Annotated in this window: 19 protein-coding genes; 16 read left to right on the forward strand and 3 right to left on the reverse strand. The window is 67.0% G+C overall.

Annotated features, from left to right (window positions below):
* Nucleotides 1-251 precede the first annotated feature (251 nt).
* From HHL27_RS01410 to HHL27_RS01435, 6 genes are all read left to right on the forward strand, one after another.
* Entirely contained in the window at nucleotides 252-2,504 is a 2,253-nt protein-coding gene (locus HHL27_RS01410; RefSeq protein WP_169491584.1) for a TonB-dependent receptor, read from the forward strand.
* Between the two features lie 70 nt (nucleotides 2,505-2,574).
* Entirely contained in the window at nucleotides 2,575-3,969 is a 1,395-nt protein-coding gene (locus tag HHL27_RS01415; protein ID WP_169491585.1) for an MFS transporter, read from the forward strand.
* Entirely contained in the window at nucleotides 3,966-5,084 is a 1,119-nt protein-coding gene (locus HHL27_RS01420; RefSeq protein ID WP_240959241.1) for a Gfo/Idh/MocA family oxidoreductase, read from the forward strand. Before HHL27_RS01415 ends, HHL27_RS01420 begins: the two co-directional genes overlap by 4 nt.
* A 13-nt stretch (nucleotides 5,085-5,097) precedes the next feature.
* Complete coding sequence (locus tag HHL27_RS01425) at nucleotides 5,098-6,150, forward strand: sugar phosphate isomerase/epimerase family protein (protein ID WP_169491586.1); 1,053 nt, start codon at nucleotides 5,098-5,100, stop codon at nucleotides 6,148-6,150.
* A 2-nt stretch (nucleotides 6,151-6,152) separates the two neighbouring features.
* Nucleotides 6,153-6,776 carry a gluconate 2-dehydrogenase subunit 3 family protein gene (locus tag HHL27_RS01430; protein WP_169491587.1) on the forward strand — a complete coding sequence of 208 codons (624 nt, stop codon included), beginning with the start codon at nucleotides 6,153-6,155 and terminating at the stop codon, nucleotides 6,774-6,776.
* A complete protein-coding gene (locus tag HHL27_RS01435) occupies nucleotides 6,776-8,464 on the forward strand; it encodes a GMC oxidoreductase (protein ID WP_169491588.1) in 1,689 nt (562 codons plus the stop codon). The genes HHL27_RS01430 and HHL27_RS01435 overlap by 1 nt, the downstream gene beginning before the upstream one ends.
* A 22-nt stretch (nucleotides 8,465-8,486) precedes the next feature.
* Here HHL27_RS01435 and HHL27_RS01440 read toward each other — a convergent pair whose 3' ends face one another.
* Nucleotides 8,487-9,428 (reverse strand): LysR family transcriptional regulator, encoded by a 942-nt coding sequence (locus HHL27_RS01440; RefSeq protein ID WP_169491589.1) that lies wholly within the window; start codon nucleotides 9,426-9,428, stop codon nucleotides 8,487-8,489.
* A gap of 108 nt (nucleotides 9,429-9,536) precedes the next feature.
* On the opposite strand from HHL27_RS01440, the gene HHL27_RS01445 reads away from it, so the two are divergent.
* Genes HHL27_RS01445 through HHL27_RS01475 form a run of 7 tightly spaced genes read left to right on the forward strand, consistent with a single transcriptional unit; the run spans nucleotide 9,537 to nucleotide 15,427 of the window.
* Nucleotides 9,537-10,643: an FAD-dependent oxidoreductase gene (locus HHL27_RS01445; protein ID WP_169491590.1), complete on the forward strand. Its 1,107-nt coding sequence runs from the start codon at nucleotides 9,537-9,539 to the stop codon at nucleotides 10,641-10,643.
* A gap of 22 nt (nucleotides 10,644-10,665) precedes the next feature.
* On the forward strand, nucleotides 10,666-11,568 hold the full coding sequence (locus HHL27_RS01450) for a VOC family protein (RefSeq protein ID WP_169491591.1): 903 nt from the start codon (nucleotides 10,666-10,668) through the stop codon (nucleotides 11,566-11,568).
* A complete protein-coding gene (locus tag HHL27_RS01455) occupies nucleotides 11,565-12,023 on the forward strand; it encodes a nuclear transport factor 2 family protein (protein ID WP_338114796.1) in 459 nt (152 codons plus the stop codon). The genes HHL27_RS01450 and HHL27_RS01455 overlap by 4 nt, the downstream gene beginning before the upstream one ends.
* A gap of 9 nt (nucleotides 12,024-12,032) precedes the next feature.
* Nucleotides 12,033-13,190, forward strand: coding sequence for an alpha/beta fold hydrolase (locus HHL27_RS01460; protein WP_169491592.1), 1,158 nt, complete (start codon nucleotides 12,033-12,035; stop codon nucleotides 13,188-13,190).
* Nucleotides 13,191-13,649, forward strand: coding sequence for a hypothetical protein (locus HHL27_RS01465; protein ID WP_169491593.1), 459 nt, complete (start codon nucleotides 13,191-13,193; stop codon nucleotides 13,647-13,649).
* 22 nt (nucleotides 13,650-13,671) lie between these two features.
* A complete protein-coding gene (locus HHL27_RS01470; RefSeq protein WP_169491594.1) occupies nucleotides 13,672-14,451 on the forward strand; it encodes a cyclase family protein in 780 nt (259 codons plus the stop codon).
* A gap of 4 nt (nucleotides 14,452-14,455) precedes the next feature.
* A complete protein-coding gene (locus tag HHL27_RS01475; RefSeq protein WP_169491595.1) occupies nucleotides 14,456-15,427 on the forward strand; it encodes a fumarylacetoacetate hydrolase family protein in 972 nt (323 codons plus the stop codon).
* 41 nt (nucleotides 15,428-15,468) lie between these two features.
* On the opposite strand, the gene HHL27_RS01480 is transcribed toward HHL27_RS01475, so the two are convergent.
* Together HHL27_RS01480 and HHL27_RS01485 are read right to left on the reverse strand one after the other, a co-directional pair.
* Entirely contained in the window at nucleotides 15,469-16,023 is a 555-nt protein-coding gene (locus HHL27_RS01480; protein ID WP_169491596.1) for a nucleotidyltransferase family protein, read from the reverse strand.
* Nucleotides 16,013-16,963 carry an XdhC family protein gene (locus tag HHL27_RS01485; protein WP_240959242.1) on the reverse strand — a complete coding sequence of 317 codons (951 nt, stop codon included), beginning with the start codon at nucleotides 16,961-16,963 and terminating at the stop codon, nucleotides 16,013-16,015. The genes HHL27_RS01480 and HHL27_RS01485 overlap by 11 nt, the downstream gene beginning before the upstream one ends.
* A gap of 16 nt (nucleotides 16,964-16,979) precedes the next feature.
* On the opposite strand from HHL27_RS01485, the gene HHL27_RS01490 reads away from it, so the two are divergent.
* From HHL27_RS01490 to HHL27_RS01500, 3 genes are read left to right on the forward strand one after another with little or no spacing between them, the layout of a single operon-like run.
* Nucleotides 16,980-17,711 carry a 2Fe-2S iron-sulfur cluster-binding protein gene (locus HHL27_RS01490; RefSeq protein ID WP_420874023.1) on the forward strand — a complete coding sequence of 244 codons (732 nt, stop codon included), beginning with the start codon at nucleotides 16,980-16,982 and terminating at the stop codon, nucleotides 17,709-17,711.
* Nucleotides 17,708-18,694, forward strand: a complete 987-nt coding sequence (locus HHL27_RS01495) for an FAD binding domain-containing protein (RefSeq protein ID WP_169491597.1) — start codon at nucleotides 17,708-17,710, stop codon at nucleotides 18,692-18,694. The genes HHL27_RS01490 and HHL27_RS01495 overlap by 4 nt, the downstream gene beginning before the upstream one ends.
* 4 nt (nucleotides 18,695-18,698) lie before the next feature.
* Nucleotides 18,699-20,945, forward strand: a complete 2,247-nt coding sequence (locus tag HHL27_RS01500) for a xanthine dehydrogenase family protein molybdopterin-binding subunit (protein ID WP_169491598.1) — start codon at nucleotides 18,699-18,701, stop codon at nucleotides 20,943-20,945.
* Nucleotides 20,946-20,958 lie beyond the last annotated feature (13 nt).

Here is a 20,958-nt window from a genome sequence, read left to right on the forward strand (position 1 = left end):
TGGTCTGGCGCGCTTGTCAAGCGCCTGATCGCGTTCAGCCAATCATCGATGGCGTGGATGGAAAACGATAAGAACAAATCGTTTCCGTGATCATACGGCAATCCATATGGTATTTGCCTCGCACCATATTGATGCCCGCCGGACCACGCTCGCTATCGAGCGCCGGATCTTGACAGGCGGTATCAAAATTGGAATGCTGATTTTAGTTTGACGTCGACATGCGATACGGCGTCGATTCGGGGAGGAATGCAATGAACCGCAGCTTTGCCGCGGCGCTGATGATCGGCGCCAGCACGCTTGCCTTGCCACATGTTGCGATGGCGCAGGGCGCCGCGCAGGGCGCCGCGCAGGATGCCGCCGCCACCGGCGCATCGTCCGAGGATGGCCTGAAGGAAATCATCGTCACGGCAACTCGCGCGGAAACCAGCGCGCAGAAGACCGCCGTGGCACTCACCGTCTACACCGGTGCAGACCTTGCCGAAAAGGGCATTGCCACCGTCCAGGCGCTCTCCGCCATCGATCCCAGCGTCAACGTCACCTCGGCCACCGGCGCAGCCTATGTCGCGGTGCGCGGCGTGGCTTCGACCGACGTGACCGAAGTGGGCGATCCGTCGGTTCCGATCGCGCGCGACGGATTCTACACCAACCGCTCGTTCTCGATCGGCACGTCGATGTACGACATCGCCCGCGTCGAAGTGCTGAAGGGGCCCCAGGGCACGCTCAATGGCCGCAATTCGACCGGGGGCCTGGTCTCGATCATCACCAACCGCCCGGGCAAGGACGCGGGCACCTATGGCTCGATCGAAGTCGGCAACTACAACGCGCTGAACGTCGAAGCAGGCGCCAACGTGCCGGTCAACGACCGCCTGCAGTTCCGCATTTCGGGCACGCATCGCCAGCATGACGGATATCGCAAGCTAACCGTGATCGATGATCGCGGCGATGACGACAACACCACGTCGGGCCGCATCCAGATGGCGGCGCAGCCGGTCGACGGGCTCAAGCTCTGGGCCTCGTACCAGCACGATGACATCCACGCGGTGGGCGATGTCGCGCTCACCTCCGCTCTGCGCACGCGTCCTGACTTCGGCGATGCGAAGTCGTTTCCCAACTATGCGCCGACGTCAAATCGCCTGAAGGGCGATCGCGTCCGCTGGGAAGCGAGCTATGACCGGCTGCCGGGCGATCTTACGCTGACGTACGCAGGCGGATACGACCACCAGACGTGGAATCACCGGCTTGACGCAACCGGTCCGGGCTATCCCGCCAACCGCCAGTTCATCCAGGGCGAGGATCCGCGCACCTGGAACCACGAAGTGCGCATCAACAACGATGCCAACGGCAAGGTGTTCTTCCAGGCTGGCTATTTCCATTTCCAGGAAGACAACACGATCGATTCCGGTCTCTACAACGTGGAGATGACGGGGCTGTTCGCGCCGGGCGGTCCGCTGGCGGATCACAGCTATGCCGGCCAGTACGGCATCAAGTTCGACTACAAGATCAAGACCAAGTCCGACGCCGTGTTCGGCCAGGTCGCGGTCAAGCTGGCCGAGCAGCTCAAGCTGTCGCTGGGCGGTCGCTACACCTGGGACAGCAAGGTCCGCACCGGTAGTGCCAACCTGATCATCGGCGCGTTGGTTTCGCCTTTCGTGCCGCCGTTCGTGACGGTCACCACCGATGGTGCCGGCAACATGAAGCATGGCGAAGCGACCTGGCACGCCGGGCTCGACTACACGCCCACGTCCAACACGCTGCTGTATGCCAAGTACGATCGCGGCTACAAGGCGGGCGGCTTCAACTCGAATGGCAGCGGCGCCTCGGTCGATTATTCGCCCGAGAAGCTCGACGCCTTCGAAATCGGTACCAAGAACCGCTTCCTTGGCAATCGCCTGCAGGTGAACGCGGCGGCGTTCTACTTCGACTACAAGGGCTACCAGGCTTCGCAGACGTCGTGTCCGACTTGCTCGTCGGGCATCTTCAACGTCGGCAGCGCCAAGATCTACGGTGCCGAATTGCAGACCATCGCCCTGTTCGGCGAAGGCGGCCGGATCGACTTCAACGCCGCATACCTGCACACCCGCTTCGGCAAGGATGTGAACGGCAACGACATCGTCGTGGTCGATGGCGACAACCCGCCCAGTTCGTTCAACATCACCGGCAACCGCCTGCCCAACGCACCGAGCCTGTCGGTTTCGGGCGGCATCGAATATGCCTTCCCGGTCGGCAGCGGCAAGCTGACGCCACGCATCGACGGCAAGTACAGCTCGGCGTTCTACTATTCTGTGTTCAACAACAGCGACACGCAGAGCCGCCCCTATGCCACGGGCAACGCTTCGCTGACCTACGAGCCGGAAAACGGCCAGTGGTCGGTGACCGCGTTCGTGCGCAACTTTACCGACAAGGTCGTGCTCGCCAACGCGCAGCGTAACTTCGTGTCGAACCTGAACACTTATCAGTTCCAGCCGCCGCGCACCTGGGGCGTGCGCTTCGGTTGGAAGATCTGATCTCCGCCTAGTCCAGACGGGCGCCGGTTCCAAAGTGGGCCGGCGCCCAACTCTTTTTGCGAAAGCCCGCATGCCGATGTCCCCGCAGGCCGATACCCGGCGAAATCTCGCCTTGCTTACGGTCATGCTCGCGTTCGTGCTCGACATCGCCGATTCCACCATCGTCAACACCGCGCTGCCTGCGATCCAGCAGGAGCTTTCCGCATCGAACGCGGCGGCGCAGTGGATGGTGGCGGGCTATTTCCTCAGTTTTTCGGTGTTCCTTGTCGCCGGCGGGCGGCTGGGTGACCTGTTCGGATATCGCCGCCTGTTCCTGGCCGGCGTTGCGGCCTTCACGCTGGCCTCGCTGGGTTGCGGCATGGCGCAGAGCGCGGACCAACTGGTCGCCTGTCGCGTGGCGCAAGGCTGCGCAGCCGCGCTGATGGGGCCGCAGGTGATGGCAGTGGTGCAAGTCCTGTTCTCGCCCACCGAACGCATCGCCAAGCTTGCGTGGTTCGGGACGCTGGGGGGCATCGCCGCCGTACTCGGGCCGATCGTCGGGGGGCTGTTGATCGCGGCGAACCCGTTCGGCCTTGGCTGGCGTGCGGTGTTCCTGATCAATCTTCCCATCGGGGTCGTCGCGCTGGCGGCAGGCACGCGCTTCCTGCCCGATGCGCGCTCGCCCGATGCGCAGGGCCTCGACCTTGGCGGTACCGCGCTGCTCGGCGCAGGGTTGGTCGCACTGCTGGTGCCGATGGTGCAGGGGCCCGAGCTTGGTTGGCCGGTGTGGACGCTCGCGCTGCTCGGCGCCGTTCCTCTGATTGCGGTGCTGGCGCTGGCCCATGCCCGAGCGCGCGGGCGCGTAGGCAAGGATCGGCTGATTGAGCCGACGCTGTTTCACGAACGCGCCTTCACGCTGGGGTTATCGGCTTCCGTTTGCTTTTCGGCGGGCGTGAGCGGCTTCGTACTGGTCTTCGCGCTCGCGGTGCAGCACCTGTTGGCGCGCAGCCCGCTCGATACCGCGTTGCTGCTGGCGCCGTTCGGCGTGGGCGTATCGCTCGGCATCGCCTTCGTCGGCCGCAAGCTGTTGCCCAGACTCGGCAAGTGGATCCCTTTCGTTGGCGCGAGCGCGATGGCACTGCTGGGCGCGTCGGTGCTGCTGCTGGTGCCCACTGCCCCGCCGACCGCTTTGCTCGCCGTGCTTCTGGTGCCGACGGGGCTCGCCATGGGCATGGTAGCCGGACCGTTGACGCCGATTGCGCTGGCCCGCGTTCGCCACGCCCATGCCGGCATTGCCAGCGGCATGCTCAAGACCGCACAGCAGGTCGGCGGGGCGTTGGGGGCGGCTGTCGTGGGCGGCGCGTGGTTCGCAGGCCACGGCACCACGATCGCCGCGGTGGTGCTGGCCGCCATTCTCGGAGCTGCTGCATTGTGCGCAGCGGCCCTGCCACGTAGCCTGTTCGGCTCCACGGGAGAGCAGCCATGACTCGACGTTTGCGCATGGGGATGATCGGCGGCGGGCCGGGGGCCTTCATCGGCCCCGTCCACCGCATTGCGGCCGAGATGGATCGCGAGATCGAGCTGGTCGCGGGCGCCTTTTCGTCCGACGCAGCGCGCTCGGCGGCGGCGGGCGAAGTCTATCGCATCGATCCGGCGCGCGCCTACAGCGATGTCGCGGCCATGCTGGCGGGCGAAGCTGCGCGGGATGACGGGATCGACTTCGTCGCCATCGTCAGCCCCAATCATCACCACCTGCCCGCCGCGCGCGCCGCTCTTGCCGCAGGCATTCCGGTTTTGAGCGACAAGCCGATGACCGCCACGCTGGCAGAGGCGAAGGAACTGGCCGCCCTCGTCGCGGCGGCAGGGCTGCCCTATGGCCTGACCTACACCTATTCCGGGTATCCGCTGGTGCGCGAAGCGCGCGCGCGCATCGCCGCTGGCGCGATCGGCACCGTGCGCAAGGTGGTGGTGGAATATCCGCAAGGCTGGCTCGCAGGCGAAGCTGCGGGCAAGCAAGCCGAATGGCGCGTCGATCCGGCGCGCGCGGGCGATGGCGGCTGCATCGGCGACATCGGCGTCCATGCCTTCCACCTCGCCGAATTCGTCACCGGTCTTGCCGTCACCGAACTGCTCGCGGACCTTGGCGCGGTCGTTCCCGGGCGCGCGCTCGACGATGACTGCACCGTGCTGCTGCGCTTCGCCAATGGCGCGCGCGGGGTGCTGCTCGCCAGCCAGATCGAGGTGGGCGAACTGAACGGCCTGCGCTTCCGCATCTATGGCGACAAGGGCGGCCTCACCTGGCGGCAGGAGGAACCCAACACGCTGATCCTCAATCGGCTCGATGGCAGCAGCGAGGTGATCCGCGCCGGCACCGGGCTGCTCGGCCCCGATGCTGCCGCGCGCAGCCGGACGCCGGGCGGCCACCCCGAAGGCTATCTCGAAGCGTTTGCCAACCTCTACCGCGATTTCGCCGCGCAGCTGCGGGGCGAGCCGGCGCCGCTGCTGCCGGGCATTGCCGAAGGCCTGCGCTCGATGGCCTTCATTGCCGCCGCCGTTGCCGCCAGCCGCGCCCGCGCCGGCTGGGTCACGCTCGATATCTGAAAGAGGTTCAGCCATGAAGACGATCAAGGGCCCCGGCATTTTCCTCGCGCAGTTTGCGGGCGATGCGGCCCCGTTCAATTCGCTCGACGCGATTGCCGACTGGGCTGCTGCGCTTGGCTACAAGGGTCTGCAGCTGCCATCGAACGATACGCGCCTGTTCGATCTGGCGCTGGCCGCGCAGAGCCAGGACTACTGCGACGAAGTGACGGGCAAGCTCGCCGCCAAGGGCCTTGCCATCACCGAGCTGTCGACCCACCTACAGGGCCAGCTGGTGGCGGTGCACTCTGCCTACGATGCGCTGTTCGATGGCTTCGCCGCTCCCGAAGTGCGCGGCAACCCGCAGGCGCGGCAGGCCTGGGCGGTAGAGCAGATGGGCCTTGCCGCCGTTGCAAGTCGCCGCCTTGGCCTTACCACCCACGCCAGTTTCTCGGGCGCGCTCGCCTGGCCCTATTTCTACCCCTGGCCGCAGCGCCCGGCGGGGCTGGTGGACGACGCGTTCGACGAGCTCGCGCGGCGCTGGAAGCCGATCCTCGATGTGTTCGATGAAAACGGCGTCGACATCGGCTTCGAGATCCATCCCGGCGAGGATATTCACGATGGCATCACCTTCGAGATGTTCCTTGCGCGCACCGGCAACCACCCGCGCGCCAACATCCTCTACGATCCCAGCCACTTCGTGCTGCAGCAGCTCGATTACCTCGCCTTCATCGACATCTACCACGAACGCATCAAGTGCTTCCACGTGAAGGACGCCGAGTTCCGCCCCTCGGGCCGCATCGGCGTCTATGGCGGTTACCAGAACTGGGTCGATCGTCCCGGCCGTTTCCGCAGCCTGGGCGATGGGCAGGTCGATTTCGGGCAGGTCTTCAGCAAGATGGCCCAGTACGACTACGCCGGCTGGGCCGTGCTCGAATGGGAATGCGCGCTCAAGCATCCCGAACAGGGCGCGGCCGAAGGCGCGCCGTTCATTGCGCGCCACATCATCCGCACCACGGACCGCGCCTTCGACGATTTCGCCGACAGCGGCTCGGACCGCGCGCTCAACCGCAAGCTGATGGGCTTCTGATCATGGCTGTCGATCGCCGCGAATTCCTCTCGGGCGCTGCCCTGCTGGCCTTGGCGCTCGGCATTCCCGTCGCCGCCGTCCGGCTCAGCGACATGGCCGACGCTGACCTGCCGACGGCGCGCCAGCGCGTGTTGGCGCGCGAGGTCAGCCAGCTCGTGATCCCGCGCACCGGCACGCCGGGAGCTGGGGAGGTGGGCGTCGGCGACTTCCTGATCCTCGCCCTTGCCCATGGTCTTGACGGCAGCCGCGAACCGGCGAGCGCCTCCAGCCCTGCCGGCGAACCGATGCCCTTGCGTCCCGACGGCTCGCTCGACCACTTGCTCTGGCTCGAACGCACGCTCGACCGCGCCGGCGGCGGCGATTTCCTCGGTGCTGCACCGCAGGCTCGCGCCGCCATGCTTGCCAAGCTCGATGCGACAGCGTTCCCGCCGGGACCGCCGCCGGCCGATCCGTCGCCGTGGGCCCTGGTCAAGGGCCTCATCCTCACGGGCTACTATACCAGCCAGACCGGCGCCGCGCAGGAATTGCGCTACGAACTCGTGCCCGGCCGCTTTGACAATGACATCCCGCTGACCCCCGGATACCGGGCCTGGTCGAGCGACTGGACCGCAGTGGAGTTCGGCTGATGCAGCACCAGTTTGACGCGATCGTGGTGGGCTCGGGCATCACCGGCGGCTGGGCGGCCAAGGAACTGACCGAAGCCGGCCTGAAAGTCCTGATGATCGAGCGCGGCCGCAAGATCGAGCATCAGGTCGACTACGACACCGAGACCAAGGCCCCGTGGGAATTGCCGTTCCGCGGCCTCGGCGATGCCGCGCTCTATGCCCGCGAATACGCGGTGCAGCGCAAGAACCGGCACTTCAACGAATTCACCGAAGGGCACTTCGTCAACGACAAGGACAACCCCTACGAGACCGGTGCGGACACCGATTTCACGTGGTTCCGCTCCTACCAGCTGGGCGGTCGTTCGCTGACGTGGGGGCGCCAGTGCTATCGCTGGTCGGACTACGATTTCGGTGCGAACAAGCGCGACGGCCACGGCACCGACTGGCCGATCCGCTATGCCGAACTCGCGCCGTGGTATGACAAGGTCGAGGAGTTCGTTGGCGTGTCGGGCGCGAAGGAAGGGCTTGCGCAACTGCCCGATGGTCATTTCCAGCCGCCGATGGCGCTCAACGTGGTCGAACAGGCCGTGCGCGAAAGGATCGCCGCGCAGTGGCCCGAACGCTGCCTGACGGTGGGGCGCACGGCCAATCTGACGGAGGCCAAGGAGGCCGAGGGCCGCTCGCACTGCCAGTACCGCTCGATCTGCGCGCGCGGCTGTTCCTATGGAGCCTACTTCTCCACCCAGTCCTCGACGCTTCCGGCAGCGACGAAGACCGGGTTGCTCACCGTCGTCACCGACGCGCAAGTCGAAAAGGTCGATTACGACCCCAAGACCCGCCGCGTGACGGGCGTGCGCTGGATCGAGACGAAGACGGGGGCGCGCAAGGCTGCCACCGCGCGGCTCGTCTTCCTCAATGCAGGGGCCTTCAACTCGGTTCACCTGCTGCTCAATTCGGCAAGCGAGGCGATGCCCAATGGCCTCGCCAATGGCTCGGGCGTGCTTGGCACGCACATCATGGACCACGCCAACACGCTGTCTGTCATCGCCGAGTTCCCCGGATTTTCAGACCGCACCAGCTTCGGCAACCGCCCTACGGGCATCGTCATCCCGCGCTTCCGCAATCTCGAAACGCTCGACGGGCAGGGCTTCACGCGCGGCTATTCCTATCAGGGCGGCGCACTGCAGAGCGGCTGGAGCCGGGGCAAGCGGATGGCGGGCACCGGCGCGGGCTTCAAGGACGATCTGCAACAGGTCGGCCCGTGGCGCATGGTGCTGGTCACGTTTGCCGAAAGTCTGCCGCGCGCCAGCAACCGGCTGACGCTGGGCAAGGCCACCGATCCGCGCGGCGTGCCCCAGCTTGAAGTCCACTTCGCCCACGGCGCAGAGGAACATGCGGCGCTTGCCGATGCCAAGGAACAGGCGGCGGTGATGATGACGGCTGCGGGCGGCAAGGTGCTGATGGGCATGGACCGTCCCGGCCCCGGCGGCAGCGCGATCCACGAGATGGGCGGCGCGCGCATGGGCTGGGACCCGCAGACCTCGGTGCTCGACCGCTTCAGCCGCGCCCACCAGGTGGCCAACCTCTATGTGACCGACGGCGCGCAGATGAGCTCGTCGGCGTGCCAGAATCCCTCGCTCACCTACATGGCGTTGACCGCGCGTGCCTGCGCTCATGCGGTGGAACAGATGAGGGCCGGGGTGATCTGACGCGGACTGCCCGGCGGGGCGGTCAGGCGGCAACCGGGACCGGGTTCTGCCGGTCCCGCTCGGACACCGCTTCGTCCAGCCGGTCGAGCAGCCATAGCAGCACGGGATCGTTGGCGCGCGCGCGGTGGTACTGCACCGTTTCGCGCATCGGCGGCATCGCGAAGGGAAGGGGGGCGAAGGCAATCGGGTAATGCCGCGCCGCATCCTGCGCAAGCCGCGCGTGCATGACTGCCAGCCGTTGCGTGCCGACCAGCAGCGGCGGCACTTGCGCAAAGCCCGGAACCACTACCTCTTCGCGCCGGGTAATCCCACCTGCGCGCAACTGCGCCTCGGCAAAGGAAAGGCGCGACAATCGCCCGATCCGCACGGTGACATGGCCAGCCGCGGTGAAGGCGGCCTTGTCGATGGCACCTTCGCGCTGGAACAGCGGGTTGCGGTTCCAACCAGCGACGACGTGGTGTTCCTCCAGCAGCGGACGCACCGGATGGTCAAGGCTCGCCCATTCGGCGGGCACGATCAGCAGGTCGATCTCTCCCCGGTCAAGCAGGCCGCCGGCATTGTCGTCGGGCGGGACAACTTCCAGCGCGATACCCGGCGCAAGCTCGGCCAGCCGCAGCGACAGCGGCGCCAAGGCGACGCTGGTGATGTAGTCCGCCGTGCACACGCGCACCCGGCGCTGCTCGGTCTCTGGCGAGAAGTTCGTCGGCTGGCCCACCAGCACGTCGAGTTCGGTCAGCACCGACTTGAGCATCGGCTTCAGGCGCAGTGCATAGGGGGTCGGCACCATGCGCTTGCCATGGGCGCTGAGCAGCGGATCGCCGAACCATTCGCGCAGACGGGCCAGCGCCGCGCTGGCCGCCGGCTGGCTGAGATAGAGCCGCTCAGCCGCCCGCGTGACGCTCGCTTCCTCGAGCAAGGCGTCGAGTGCGACGAGCAGGTTGAGGTCGAGTCCCTTGAAGCGCATGTGCCATAAATAGCATGGATCGTCATGGATCAGAACAAATCGTTTTTGTGATGGCGCGCGCATGACTAGCTTGGGCGGCACAAGATTTAGCGGACCCGGGAGATCCCATTGCGCACCCTTATCATCGGCGCCGGCATCGGCGGCCTTTCCGCCGCCATTGCGCTCAGCCGCAAGGGGCATGACGTCACCATTGTCGAACGCGACCCGGAATGGTCGGTCTACGGCGTTGGTATCATCCAGCAGGCGAATGTCGTGCGGGCGATGGACCAGCTGGGCGTGCTCGATCGCTTCCTCGATGCGGCCTGCGGCTTCGATGCGGTGGAGATTTTCCTGCCCGATGGCAGCAAGGTTGCACGCGTGCCCGCGCCGCGGCTGGTCGAAGGCAAGCCCGCCAACGTCGGCATCGGCCGGCGTGCCCTGCAGCAGGTGCTGGGCGAAGCGGCAAGGGACCACGGCGCGCAGATCCGCTTGGGTGTTACCGCAACCTCGTTCGCCGATGACGGCAAGGCCGTCACCGTCGACTTGTCCGATGGCGGCCGCGAAACCTTCGATCTGGTGATCGGTGCGGATGGCGTCTATTCGCAGACCCGCGCCGAAATCCTGCCGCAGGCAGAGACGCCGCAATTCACCGGTCAGGCGGTGTGGCGTTACAACTTCCCGCGTCCCGCCGATCTCGATGCGCTGCAGATCTACAACGGCCCCACCGGCGTGGGCCTCGTGCCGATGAGTGCGGACACGATGTACATGTTCGTGACCACGCCCGAGCCGGGCAATCCGCGCTATCCGCGCGAGGGCATCGCAGCAGAGATGCGCGCCAGGATCGCCCGCTGCTCGCCGCAGATCCGTGCCCTTGCTGACCAGATCACCGACGATGACGGGGTGGTCTATCGCCCGCTCGAAGCGACCATGGTCCACGGGCCCTGGAGCCGGGGGCGCATCGGTTTGCTGGGCGATGCGGTCCACGCGACGACGCCACATCTGGGCCAGGGCGCGGGCATGGCGATCGAGGACGCGATCGTGCTGGCCGAGGAGCTTGAACGCCACCCGGAGGTGGAGACCGCGCTCAAAGCCTATCGCGATCGCCGCTACGAACGCTGCCGCTACATCGTCGAGGCGAGCCTTGCCATCTGCAAGGGCCAGCTCGGCGAAGCGCCGCCGGTCGATAATCACAAGGCGACGGGCGAGATGTTCGCCGTCGTTTCGCAACCCATCTGATCTTGCCAAGGAGCGACACGCCATGAGCCGCGTCACCGAAATCCGCTACGTCGGCTACGGAGTCGAAAACTTCGACGCCGAGAAGGCCTACTACGCCGAAACCTGGGGGCTGGACCCCGTGGCCGAGGCCGAAGGCATGGCCTGGTTCAAGGCACCCGGTGCGCAGGAGCACCACGTCGTGCAGCTGCGCAAGGCGGAGACCAACCGCGTCGACGTGATCGCGCTTGCCGCCGACAGCCGCGCCGATGTCGACGCCCTGTTTGCCAAGGTCGAGGCGGCGGGCTGCCGCATCGCTGCCGCTCCGTATGCGCTGACCACGCCTGGCGGCGGCTATGGCTTCCGTTTCTTTTCGCCCGATGGCCTGCTGTTCGAAGTTTCGAGCGATGTCGCCAAGGGCCCCGCGCGCGACCTGACTCGCTGGGAAGGGCTGCCGGTCAAGATCAGCCACATCGTGCTGCACAGTCCGAAGCACCACGAGATGGTCGCGTTCTTTACGGACGTGCTGGGTTTCAAGGTGTCCGACTGGCTGGGTGACTTCATGTGCTTCCTGCGCTGCAATTCGGCGCATCACCGCATCGCCATCCTGCCCGGACCGCCGTGCCTGAACCACGTCGCCTACGACGTGCTGACGGTCGACGACATGATGCGCGGCGTGCACCGGCTGAAGCAGAAGGGCATCGACATCGGCTGGGGCCCCGGCCGCCATACCGCCGGCAACAACACCTTCAGCTATTTCGTGACGCCGGGCGGCTTCGTCACCGAATACACCTCTGAACTGGAAGAGGTCGATTTCGAGACGCATCAGCACAAGGTCCACGCGCCCGCGCCGTTGGTGATGGACCAGTGGGGCATCGGCACGGGCGGGCCGCAGACGCTGCCGCACCCGGCGCCCAACCCAGGCCTGTTCCAAGCGGTCGAAGCGTGATTGTCCGGCGCGCAGCCTTGCCCCTGCTGGCGCTGCTGGCGCTGGCCTCCGCGCCTGCAGTGGCGCGGAGCGGGCGCGGCGAGACCGAACGCAACCGCGCGATCGTCACTGCCTTCGCCCACCGCTTCTATGATCTGCGCGACGTGCGCGGCGCCTTCGAACGCTACGTCGCCCCGGACTACATCCAGCACAACCCCGGCATCGTCGATGGCCGGCGTGCCGCGATCGATGCCCTAGCGCCCATGTTCGGCGCCGAAGGATCGCGCTTCGAAATCAAGCGCATCATCGTCGATGGCGACGTGGCGGTGATACACCTGCACGGCCGCACCGGGGCACAGGGCAACGGCGGGTCCGTGGCCGACATCTATCGCCTGAAGGACGGCAAGATCGTGGAGCACTGGGACGTGCTGCAGCCGATCGCCGACCACACCGTCAATCCGCACCCCTATTTCTGAGGCAGTCCGGTGGCTCTCTTCGAATATTTTCCGAACTATATCTGGAACCTGTCGGTAGCCATCGCGCTCGAAAGCGGGGGCCAGATCGGCGAGATCATCGACATGTGCCAGCCGATCCGCGATGCGGCGGCAAGTGGCGCGGACGCCGGCACGCCGCAATTCATGGCGCAATGGGTGGCGATGGGCGACAAGCTGCTGGCGCTTGCCGCCGAAGACGAAGCGAAGGGGCGGCTGTTCTCGGCTTCAAACAAGCTCGAACGCGCCTCGCTATACCTGATCACCGCCGAGCGGATGCAGGGCCACGGGCATCCGGGCCGCAAGGAAACCTTTGCAAAGGCGCGCGCCGCCTTCGACAAGTCCACCGCACTGGGCAAGATCAACCGCAAGCGGGTGGAAATTCCGCTCGCACATGGCACGATGCCCGCGCTCTACACCCGCGCGCCGGGCGAGGGCGCCAAGCCGGTGGTGGTGTTCTGCAACGGCCTCGATAGCTGCAAGGAACTGCTCTACTGGACCCGGCTGCCCGAAGAACTGGCGCGGCGCGGCATCTCCACGCTCTGCGTCGACCAGCCCGGCTCGGGCGAGGCGCTGCGGCTGCAGGACCTGCCGGTCGATCCGCATTCGGAAAGCTGGGCGAGCAAGGCTGTCGACTGGCTCGAGACTCAGTCAGACGTCGACCCCGCGCGCATCGGCATGACGGGCATCTCGCTCGGTGGCCACTTCGCCCCGCGCGCCGTCGCCTATGAACCGCGCTTTGCCAGCGGCGCGGTGTGGGGCGCCAACCACAACTGGCGCGAAGTGCAGGACAAGCGGTTGAAGCGCGAGGGCGAAAACCCTGTGCCGCACTATTGGGCGCACGTGATGTGGGCATTCGGCGCGAAGGACATGGACGAGTTCTTCGAACGCAGCGCGGACATGAACCTCAACGGCCACATGGACCGTATCAAGGTGCCGTTCCTCGTCACCCACGGCGCCAACGACCGCCAGATCAGCGTCGCCTATGCCGATGACCTTTACGACCAGCTGGTCAACTCGCCGCGGCGGGAAAAGGTGATCTTCACCGCGCGCGAAGGCGGGGTGGAACATGTCGGGGCCGACAACATGGCTTATGGTCGCGACCTGATCTCTGATTGGTTTGCCGAGACCCTTGGGGGTACCGCTGCCTGAATGACAGGACCCGCCTATATCCGCCGCGAAACCCGCGTCAGCATCGTGATCAACACGGTGTTGAGCGCGCTGTTCTTCCTTGCCGTTTTCGGGAACTCCGCAAGCGTGCCGGTGTGGGGAAGCGGGGGGTATGTGCTCGATTTTGGTCCGCAGGGTTTCATGATCGGACTGATGGCGACGCTGGTTCCGGGCGCGCTTGCCCGCCGCGCCTTGCGATCGGGCACCATCGACCCGGTCCGTGGATCGACGCGGATGCCGCGCGGGCTGCTTTTGCGCGGCGTCAGTTGCGGCGTTGCGGGTGCGGTTGCAGGCATCGCGCTGTCGGGCGCAGGACTGACGCTTGCCGGATTGGCGCAGCTGCCCTGGTGGCCTGCGCTACTGGCGAAGCTGGCCTTCGGCTTCGCGCTGGCGGCGCTTATCACGCCTGCCGGACTTCGTGCCGAATTGATTGCGCGCTGAAAGGCGCAGGGAGAAGAAGACCATGACCCGTCGTTTCGTGGACCTGTCAATCTATCTCGAAAACGAGGTGGTGACCGATCCGCCGTTCATGCGGCCGCACATCGAATACCAGAAGCACGGCGATACGGTGGGCGAGCTCGGCTTCTTCTTCCCCGACGTGACGGCACAGGACACGCCCGACGGCGCAGGCTTCGCTGCCGCCGAGAAGGTGTCGCTGACCACGCACAACGGCACGCACCTCGATGCGCCGTGGCACTTTCACCCCACGCAGGACGGCGGCAAGCCGGCCATGACCATTGACGAGGTGCCGCTCGAATGGTGCTTCCAGCCCGGCGTGAAGCTCGATTTCCGGCACTTCCCCGATGGCTACGTGGTGACCGCGCAGGATGTCGAGGACGAGCTTGCGCGCATCGGGCACGAATTGAAGCCGCTCGAGATCGTGCTGATCAACACCGCGGCGGGCAAGGCGGTGGGCAATCCCGACTTCGTCAACATCGGGTGCGGCATGGGCTACGAAGCGACGATGTACCTGACCAGCCGCGGCGTGCGGGTGACCGGTACCGATGCCTGGTCGTGGGATGCGCCGTTCAGCTACACCGCGCAGAAGGTCAAGGAAACGGGCGATACCTCGCTGATCTGGGAAGGGCACAAGGCCGGGCGCGACATCGGCTACTGCCACCTCGAAAAGCTGCACAACCTCGAAGTGCTGCCCGCCAGCGGCTTCACCGTCAGCTGCTTCCCGCACAAGATCAAGGGCGCCTCGGCAGGCTGGACCCGCGCCGTCGCCATCTTCGAGGATTGAACCCATGCGTCTTGCCACCCGCGCCAACGGTACGCCCGACGGCGAACTGATGATCGTTTCCGACGACGGCGCGCGCTGGTGCGCCGCCGGGGCAGACTGGCCCAACCTGCTGACCGCGATCGAGCGCTGGGATGCGGCGGAGCCCGCCTTGCGCGCGCTCGCCGCGCAGGACAGCGGCGATTGGGACGCACTCGACGCTGCCAACGTGCGCGCGCCGCTGCCGCGTTCGTGGCAATGGCTCGATGGTTCGGCCTACACCACCCATGGCGAACTGATGCAGATCGCCTTCGGGCTCGATCCGGTGCCCACCGATCGCCCGCTGATGTACCAGGGCCTTTCCGACCGCTTTCTCGCGCCGACCGAGACAGCCCGCTTCCCGAGCCAGGCCGACGGGATCGATTTCGAAGGCGAATTCGGCGTCATCGTCGATGCCGTGCCGATGGGCGTCAGCGTCGAACAGGCGGCGCGGCACATCCGCCTGCTGGTGCAGATCAACGACTGGTCGCTGCGCGCGATCGCGCCCATCGAGATGAAGACCGGGTTCGGCTGGGTTCAGGCCAAGCCGCCGTGCAGCATGGCGCCCTTTGCGGTCACGCCCGACGTCCTGGGGTCCGACTGGCGCGATGGGCGCGTCTGCCTTGAACTCGGCGTCGACTGGAACGCAAAGCGCTTCGGCCGCGTGGATGGCAGCGAGATGGCCTTTTCCTTCCCGGAACTGGTCGCGCATGCCGCACGCACCCGCGATCTGGTTGCCGGCACCGTGATCGGATCGGGCACCGTCTCCAACGCGACCTATGCCACGCGTGGATCGGCGTGCATTTCAGAACGACGCGCGATCGAGATCATCGCCCACGGCGCACCGCAAACCCCGTTCATGGCCGATGGCGACAGCGTGCACATGGTGGCCAAGTCGAGCGATGGCGCCGCTCCTTTTGGTGCGATCGATCAGCGCGTGGCGGTTATCGCGCCGAATTAGACGTCGCTTCCATCGCGGGGCGCGCGGTTTCTTCTCTAAGCCTAGGCCTGAGCCGCCAGCGCGAGGTCCTGTGGCGTGTCGATATCGAGATCGGCGCCTTCGGGCAGGGGAACGGCGGGAGCGTCGCGCAGCAGCAGCCCCGCACCGCGGTCGCCAGTGAGGGACTGAAGGGCGCGGAAGCACGAAGCGCCGAACAGGGCGGGCGGCATCGGTACCCCGCCAGCCTGGCTGGCGATACGGGTGCCGTCGAACCGGTCGAGCAGGGCGGCGAAGTGGGCCGTGGGCACCAACGGCATGTCGGCAAGGGCGACGAGCACGGCCTTTGCGCCCCTCGCCTGCGCGGCAGCCACGCCGAGCCGCAGCGAGGCGGACTGGGGCGAATCGGGGGGATCGAGCCGCAGCGTGTGGTAGCCGGGGAGCGGCGGTGTCGTCGCCGAAACGACAGCGAAACGCCAGCGCAGCGGCAGAGGGGCGAGTGCGGCCAGTGTGTGCTCTATCACCGGTCGTCCGCCCAGGCTGGCGGCGAGCTTGTTGCCGCCGAAGCGCTCGCTGCGTCCAGCGGCGAGCAGGACCAGCGCAAACGCGTCAGGCGGCATGGTGGGCAGGCAAAGCGGGGGCTGACGCCATCCAGTCGGGCGCGCCGGCGCAGGCATTGTAGTCCTGCACGATCTCCGCGAGGATCGACAGCGCCAGCGTGGCGGGATCGCGCGCACCCGGGATAAGGCCAATGGTGCCGCGCAGCGCGTCGATGCGGTGGGCAGGCACGCCCGCCCGGGCAAGCGCTTCGCAGCGGGCGCGATGGGTTGCGCGGCTGCCGACAGCACCGTGGTAATAGCCGGGAAGCGCGAGCGCCTGCGGCAGGAGGAATTCCTCCCAGTCGCGATCGTGGAACGCGAATACGAAGGCGGTCCATGCGTCGCCGCTGATGTCGGGCAGCCGGGTGCGCAGGGTGAGCGGCGCGATGTCGGGATCGCGGTGCGGATCGCCTTCGGGCGCAAAAGCCTCCACAGCAAGGCCGAAGCGGCGAGCGAGCCGGGCGAGGGCCGCCAGATCCTCGCCATGGCCAAGCGCCACGAGGCGCGGACGCGGGCGGTAGGTCTGCCGCCAGCCGCTAAGGTCGATCGTGGCGCAGCGGCGGCGTTCCAGGGTGGCGAGCGCAGCAGCGATCCGTTCGGGAGACGGCGCGGGCGTGAACAGCAGGTCGATCCCGCCGCCGCAAGGCAGGCGCACGTCGATATAGGGCGAACCGGCGCCGAACCGCACGGTACGGGGCGTGCCTTGCACCAGTACGTCGCGCGCTTCCTCGATCACCGCGCGTTCGACGCAGCCGCCGGAGAAGGAGCCGATGCTGCGCCCATCGGCCAGCACGGCCATCTGCGTTCCGATGCTGCGCGACGAACGGCCCTCGATGCCGACGAGGGTGACCAGAACGCCATCGATTCCCGCCTGCGCACCGCGCGCGAGCAAGCGCAAGCAGTCCGCCGGAGTGGCGGCGATGGCATCATCCGGGAAAGCAGGAAGGAAGGCCTCCATCATCGGGATCGGTCCTGTGGTGCACGCGCGGACGGTCGGCGCGCGCAGCGGCAATACGGTTTCAGACGAAAATGGTTTCGCGCACCCGGCGCGCGCGTTACCCATCGAAGCGCGACTTTCGCCCGTCAGGATCGAAGCGCGGCCTTGCACGTTTCCGGGCGGTGGAGCCGACGATCGCCGCTGGCTCAAGCAGGGACCTTCCGACTTGGCCAACTCACCGATGCATGCCCGTGTCAACGGGACCGAGCACCCGTTGCCACACGACAGCCGCCGCACGCTGCTCGACTGGCTGCGCGAGGATCTGGGCCTGACCGGCACCAAGAAGGGATGCGATCACGGCCAGTGCGGCGCGTGCACGGTGCTGGTCGATGGGCGGCGGATCAATTCCTGCCTTTCGCTGGCGCAGCTGCACGATGGCGATGCGATCGAAACGATCGAGGCGATCGGTTCGGCGGACGCGCTGGCGCCACTACAGCGCGCCTTCGTTGCCCACGACGGGTTTCAGTGCGGATACTGCACGCCGGGCCAGATCTGTTCCGCCACGGCGCTGATGAGCGAGCTTGCCGAAGGCTGGGCGAGCGCGGTTACCGAGGACATTGCCGCCGCGCCGGTGGTGACCCGCGCCGAACTTCAGGAGCGGATGAGCGGCAACCTGTGCCGCTGCGGCGCCTATTCCAACATCATCGCCGCGCTCGAAGAAGTGATCGCGGCGGAAGGGCCCCTCCGTATCGACGCGGAGGCAAGCGCATGAAGGCCTTCACGCTCGATCACGCGGCCGATGCGCAAGATGCGCTCGATGCGCTTGGCGCTGGCGCCACGGCGATTGCCGGGGGCACCAACCTGGTCGATCTGATGAAGCTGCAGATCGCGGCGCCCGATCGGCTGGTTTCGATCCGGCGCACGGGGCTGGACCAGATCGCTCCCGACGGCGAGGGCCTGCGCATCGGTGCGCTCGTCACCAACGCCGATTGCGCCGCCGATGGCCGGGTGCGGCGCGACTGGCCGCTGCTGGCGCAAGCGATCCTGGCCGGGGCCAGCCCGCAGCTGCGCAACCGCGCGACCACGGGCGGAAACCTGTGCCAGCGCACGCGCTGCGGCTATTTCTACGACACCACGCAGGCGTGCAACAAGCGCGCACCGGGAACGGGTTGCGGCGCGCTGGGCGGGTTCAACCGCATCCACGCCGTGCTCGGCACCAGCGATGCTTGCATCGCGACCTATCCCGGCGACATGGCGGTAGCGCTGCTGGCGCTCGACGCCGAAGTGTTGACGCAAGGGCCCGATGGCGAGCGAACCATTCCGGTCGGCCAGTTCCACCGCCAGCCGGGCGACGACCCGTCGCGCGACAACACGCTTCTTCCGGGCGAACTGATCACCGGGGTGCGGCTGCCCGCGCCGAGCGGCGGAATGCAGATCTATCGCAAGGTGCGCGACCGCGCGTCCTATGCCTTCGCGCTGGTCTCGGTGGCGGCGGACCTTGCCATGGAAGACGGGCGGATCGCGCGCTGTGCGCTCGCTTTCGGCAGCCTTGGCACCGTGCCCTGGCGAGATCGCGCAGTGGAGCAAGCGCTGGTGGGCGAAACGCCTTCGCCCGCGCTGTTCGACAAGGCCGCCGACGTGCTGCTGCGTGATGCGCGCGGCTTTGGCGAAAACGACTTCAAGATCGTGCTGGCACGTCGCGCGCTGGCCGCGACGCTTGCTGAAGCGACCCTCTCCAACCCGGCAAAGGGCTGATCCCATGCGCCTTCCGTTTTCGGACATGTACAACCGGCCCGACGAGCGCAACCTGCTCGACCGCACGGGCCAGGGCCTGATCGGCAAGCCGCTCGACCGGCCGGAAGGTCCGCTCAAAGTGAGCGGCGCGGCGACCTATTCGGCGGAATGGAATCTGCCTAACTGCGCCGAAGGCGTGCTCGTGCTCGCCTCGATCCCGCAAGGGACTGTCCGCGAAATCCATGCAGATCCGGTGCTGGCGATGCCGGGCGTGATGGCGGTGATCGCGGACAAGGCGATGGTGCGCCGCTCCGCGCAAGGGACGGCGGGCAAGGCGCCGGCGCAGGACGTGACCACGGTCGAATATTTCGGCCAGCCAGTGGCCGTGGTGGTCGCCGAAACGTTTGAGCAGGCCCGCGACGCGGCGCTCGCGCTGCGCGTGGACTACGATCCGGCGGAAAAGCCGGTGCCGCTCGATCCCGAAAGCCCGCAGGCAGAGGTCGAGACCCCGTCGGACAGCAAGCCGATCGAAGGCGGCGATCTTGACGCCGCCATGCGCGAGGCTGCGTTCGCTATCGATGTTTCTTACGACACGCCCGGCCATGCCAGCGCGGCGATGGAGCCGCACGTGACCATTGCCGAATGGCAGGACGACCGCCTGATCCTGCGCGGAAGCTACCAGATGCTGTCGCACAACGTGAAGGAGATCGCCGACTGCCTCTCGATCAAGCCGGACAAGGTGCGGATCATTGCGCCTTATGTCGGCGGCGGCTTCGGCTCGAAGCTGGGCATCACGCACGAAGCCGTGGCGGCGGCGGTGGCGGCGCGAGAGATCGGCCGGCCGGTGCGCGTGGTGATGACGCGCCAGCAGGTGTTCCAGACGGTTATGCGGCGCTCCGAAACGCGCCAGCGGGTGCGGCTCGCTGCCGATGCGGGCGGGCGCATCGTGGGGCTGGGGCACGAGGCGCTCGTCTCCAACCTTCCGCAAGAAGACTTCGCCGAGCCGGTGACGCAGGCGACCGAATTCCTCTACGGCGGCGACAACCGCCTGCTCAAGGTGGAGGTCGCGCGGATCAGCCGCCTGACCGCAGGATCGGTGCGTGCACCGGGCGAAGCGGTCGGCATGCAGGTGCTCGAGGCGGCGATGGACGAACTGGCCGAGGCGATCGGCATGGACCCCATCGAACTGCGCAAGCGCAACCTGCCCGCGACTGTGCCGGTTGAAGGCACGCCCTATTCCTCGCGGATGCTGGTCGAGGCGCTCGAAGCTGGAGCTAAGGCCTTCGGCTGGGACCGGCGCCAGCCCACGCCCTGCCAGACGCGCGAGGGCGACTGGTGGATCGGCCATGGCGTCGCCAGCGCGGCGCGCGTCAACATGATGGTCCCGGCAGAGGCACGGGTGACGCTGAATCCCGATGGCAGTGCGCTGGTGGAAACCGACCAGACCGACATCGGCACAGGCTCCTATGCCATTCTCGGCCAGATCGCCGGCGAGATGCTCGGCCTGCCGATCGAGCGCGTGAAAGTGGAACTGGGCGATACGCGCCTGCCCGCTGGCGCAGGATCGGGCGGCAGCTTCGGAGCGATCTCCACCGGATCTGCGGTGATGCGCGCCTGCGAGGCGATCCGTGAAACCTTGGCCAAGAAACTGGGGTGCGAGGCCGAGGAGCTGCAGCTGAAGGACGGCGTCGCAAGTGGCGGCGGCAAGCAGCAGCCGATCGCGGGCCTGGTGCAGGAAAAGCCGCTGGCCGAAACCGGTTCGATCAAGCCCGGCAAGACGGCCAAGGATTTCTCCCAGGCGAGCTACGGCGCGTTCTTTGCCGAAGTCGCGGTCCATGCCTTCACCGGCGAAACGCGGGTGCGACGGATGACCGGGGCGTTCGGCTTCGGCCGCGTGCTCAACGCCAAGACCGCGCGCTCGCAGTGCCTTGGCGGCATGGTCTGGGGCATCGGCAGCGCACTGACCGAGGAACTGGCGTTCGACTTGCGCGACGGCCACCTCGTCAACCACGACCTCGCCGAATATCACGTGCCGGTTCACGCGGACGTTCCGGCGATCGAGGTCATCCTGCTCGAGGAGCGGGATGCGGCGGCCAGCCCGCTGCAGGCCAAGGGCGTGGGCGAACTGGGCATATGCGGTGCGGCTGGCGCCATTGCCAATGCCATCCACAACGCTTGCGGGGTGCGCGTGCGCAGCTTCCCGCTGACGCTCGACAAGCTGATCGACCAGCTTCCCGACCCCTTCGCTCCGGCGACGGCCAAAGTCGCCTGAAAGGACACCAAGA

It is taken from the genome of Novosphingobium olei (assembly GCF_012927405.1).
Classification (GTDB): Bacteria; Pseudomonadota; Alphaproteobacteria; order Sphingomonadales; family Sphingomonadaceae; genus Novosphingobium; species Novosphingobium olei.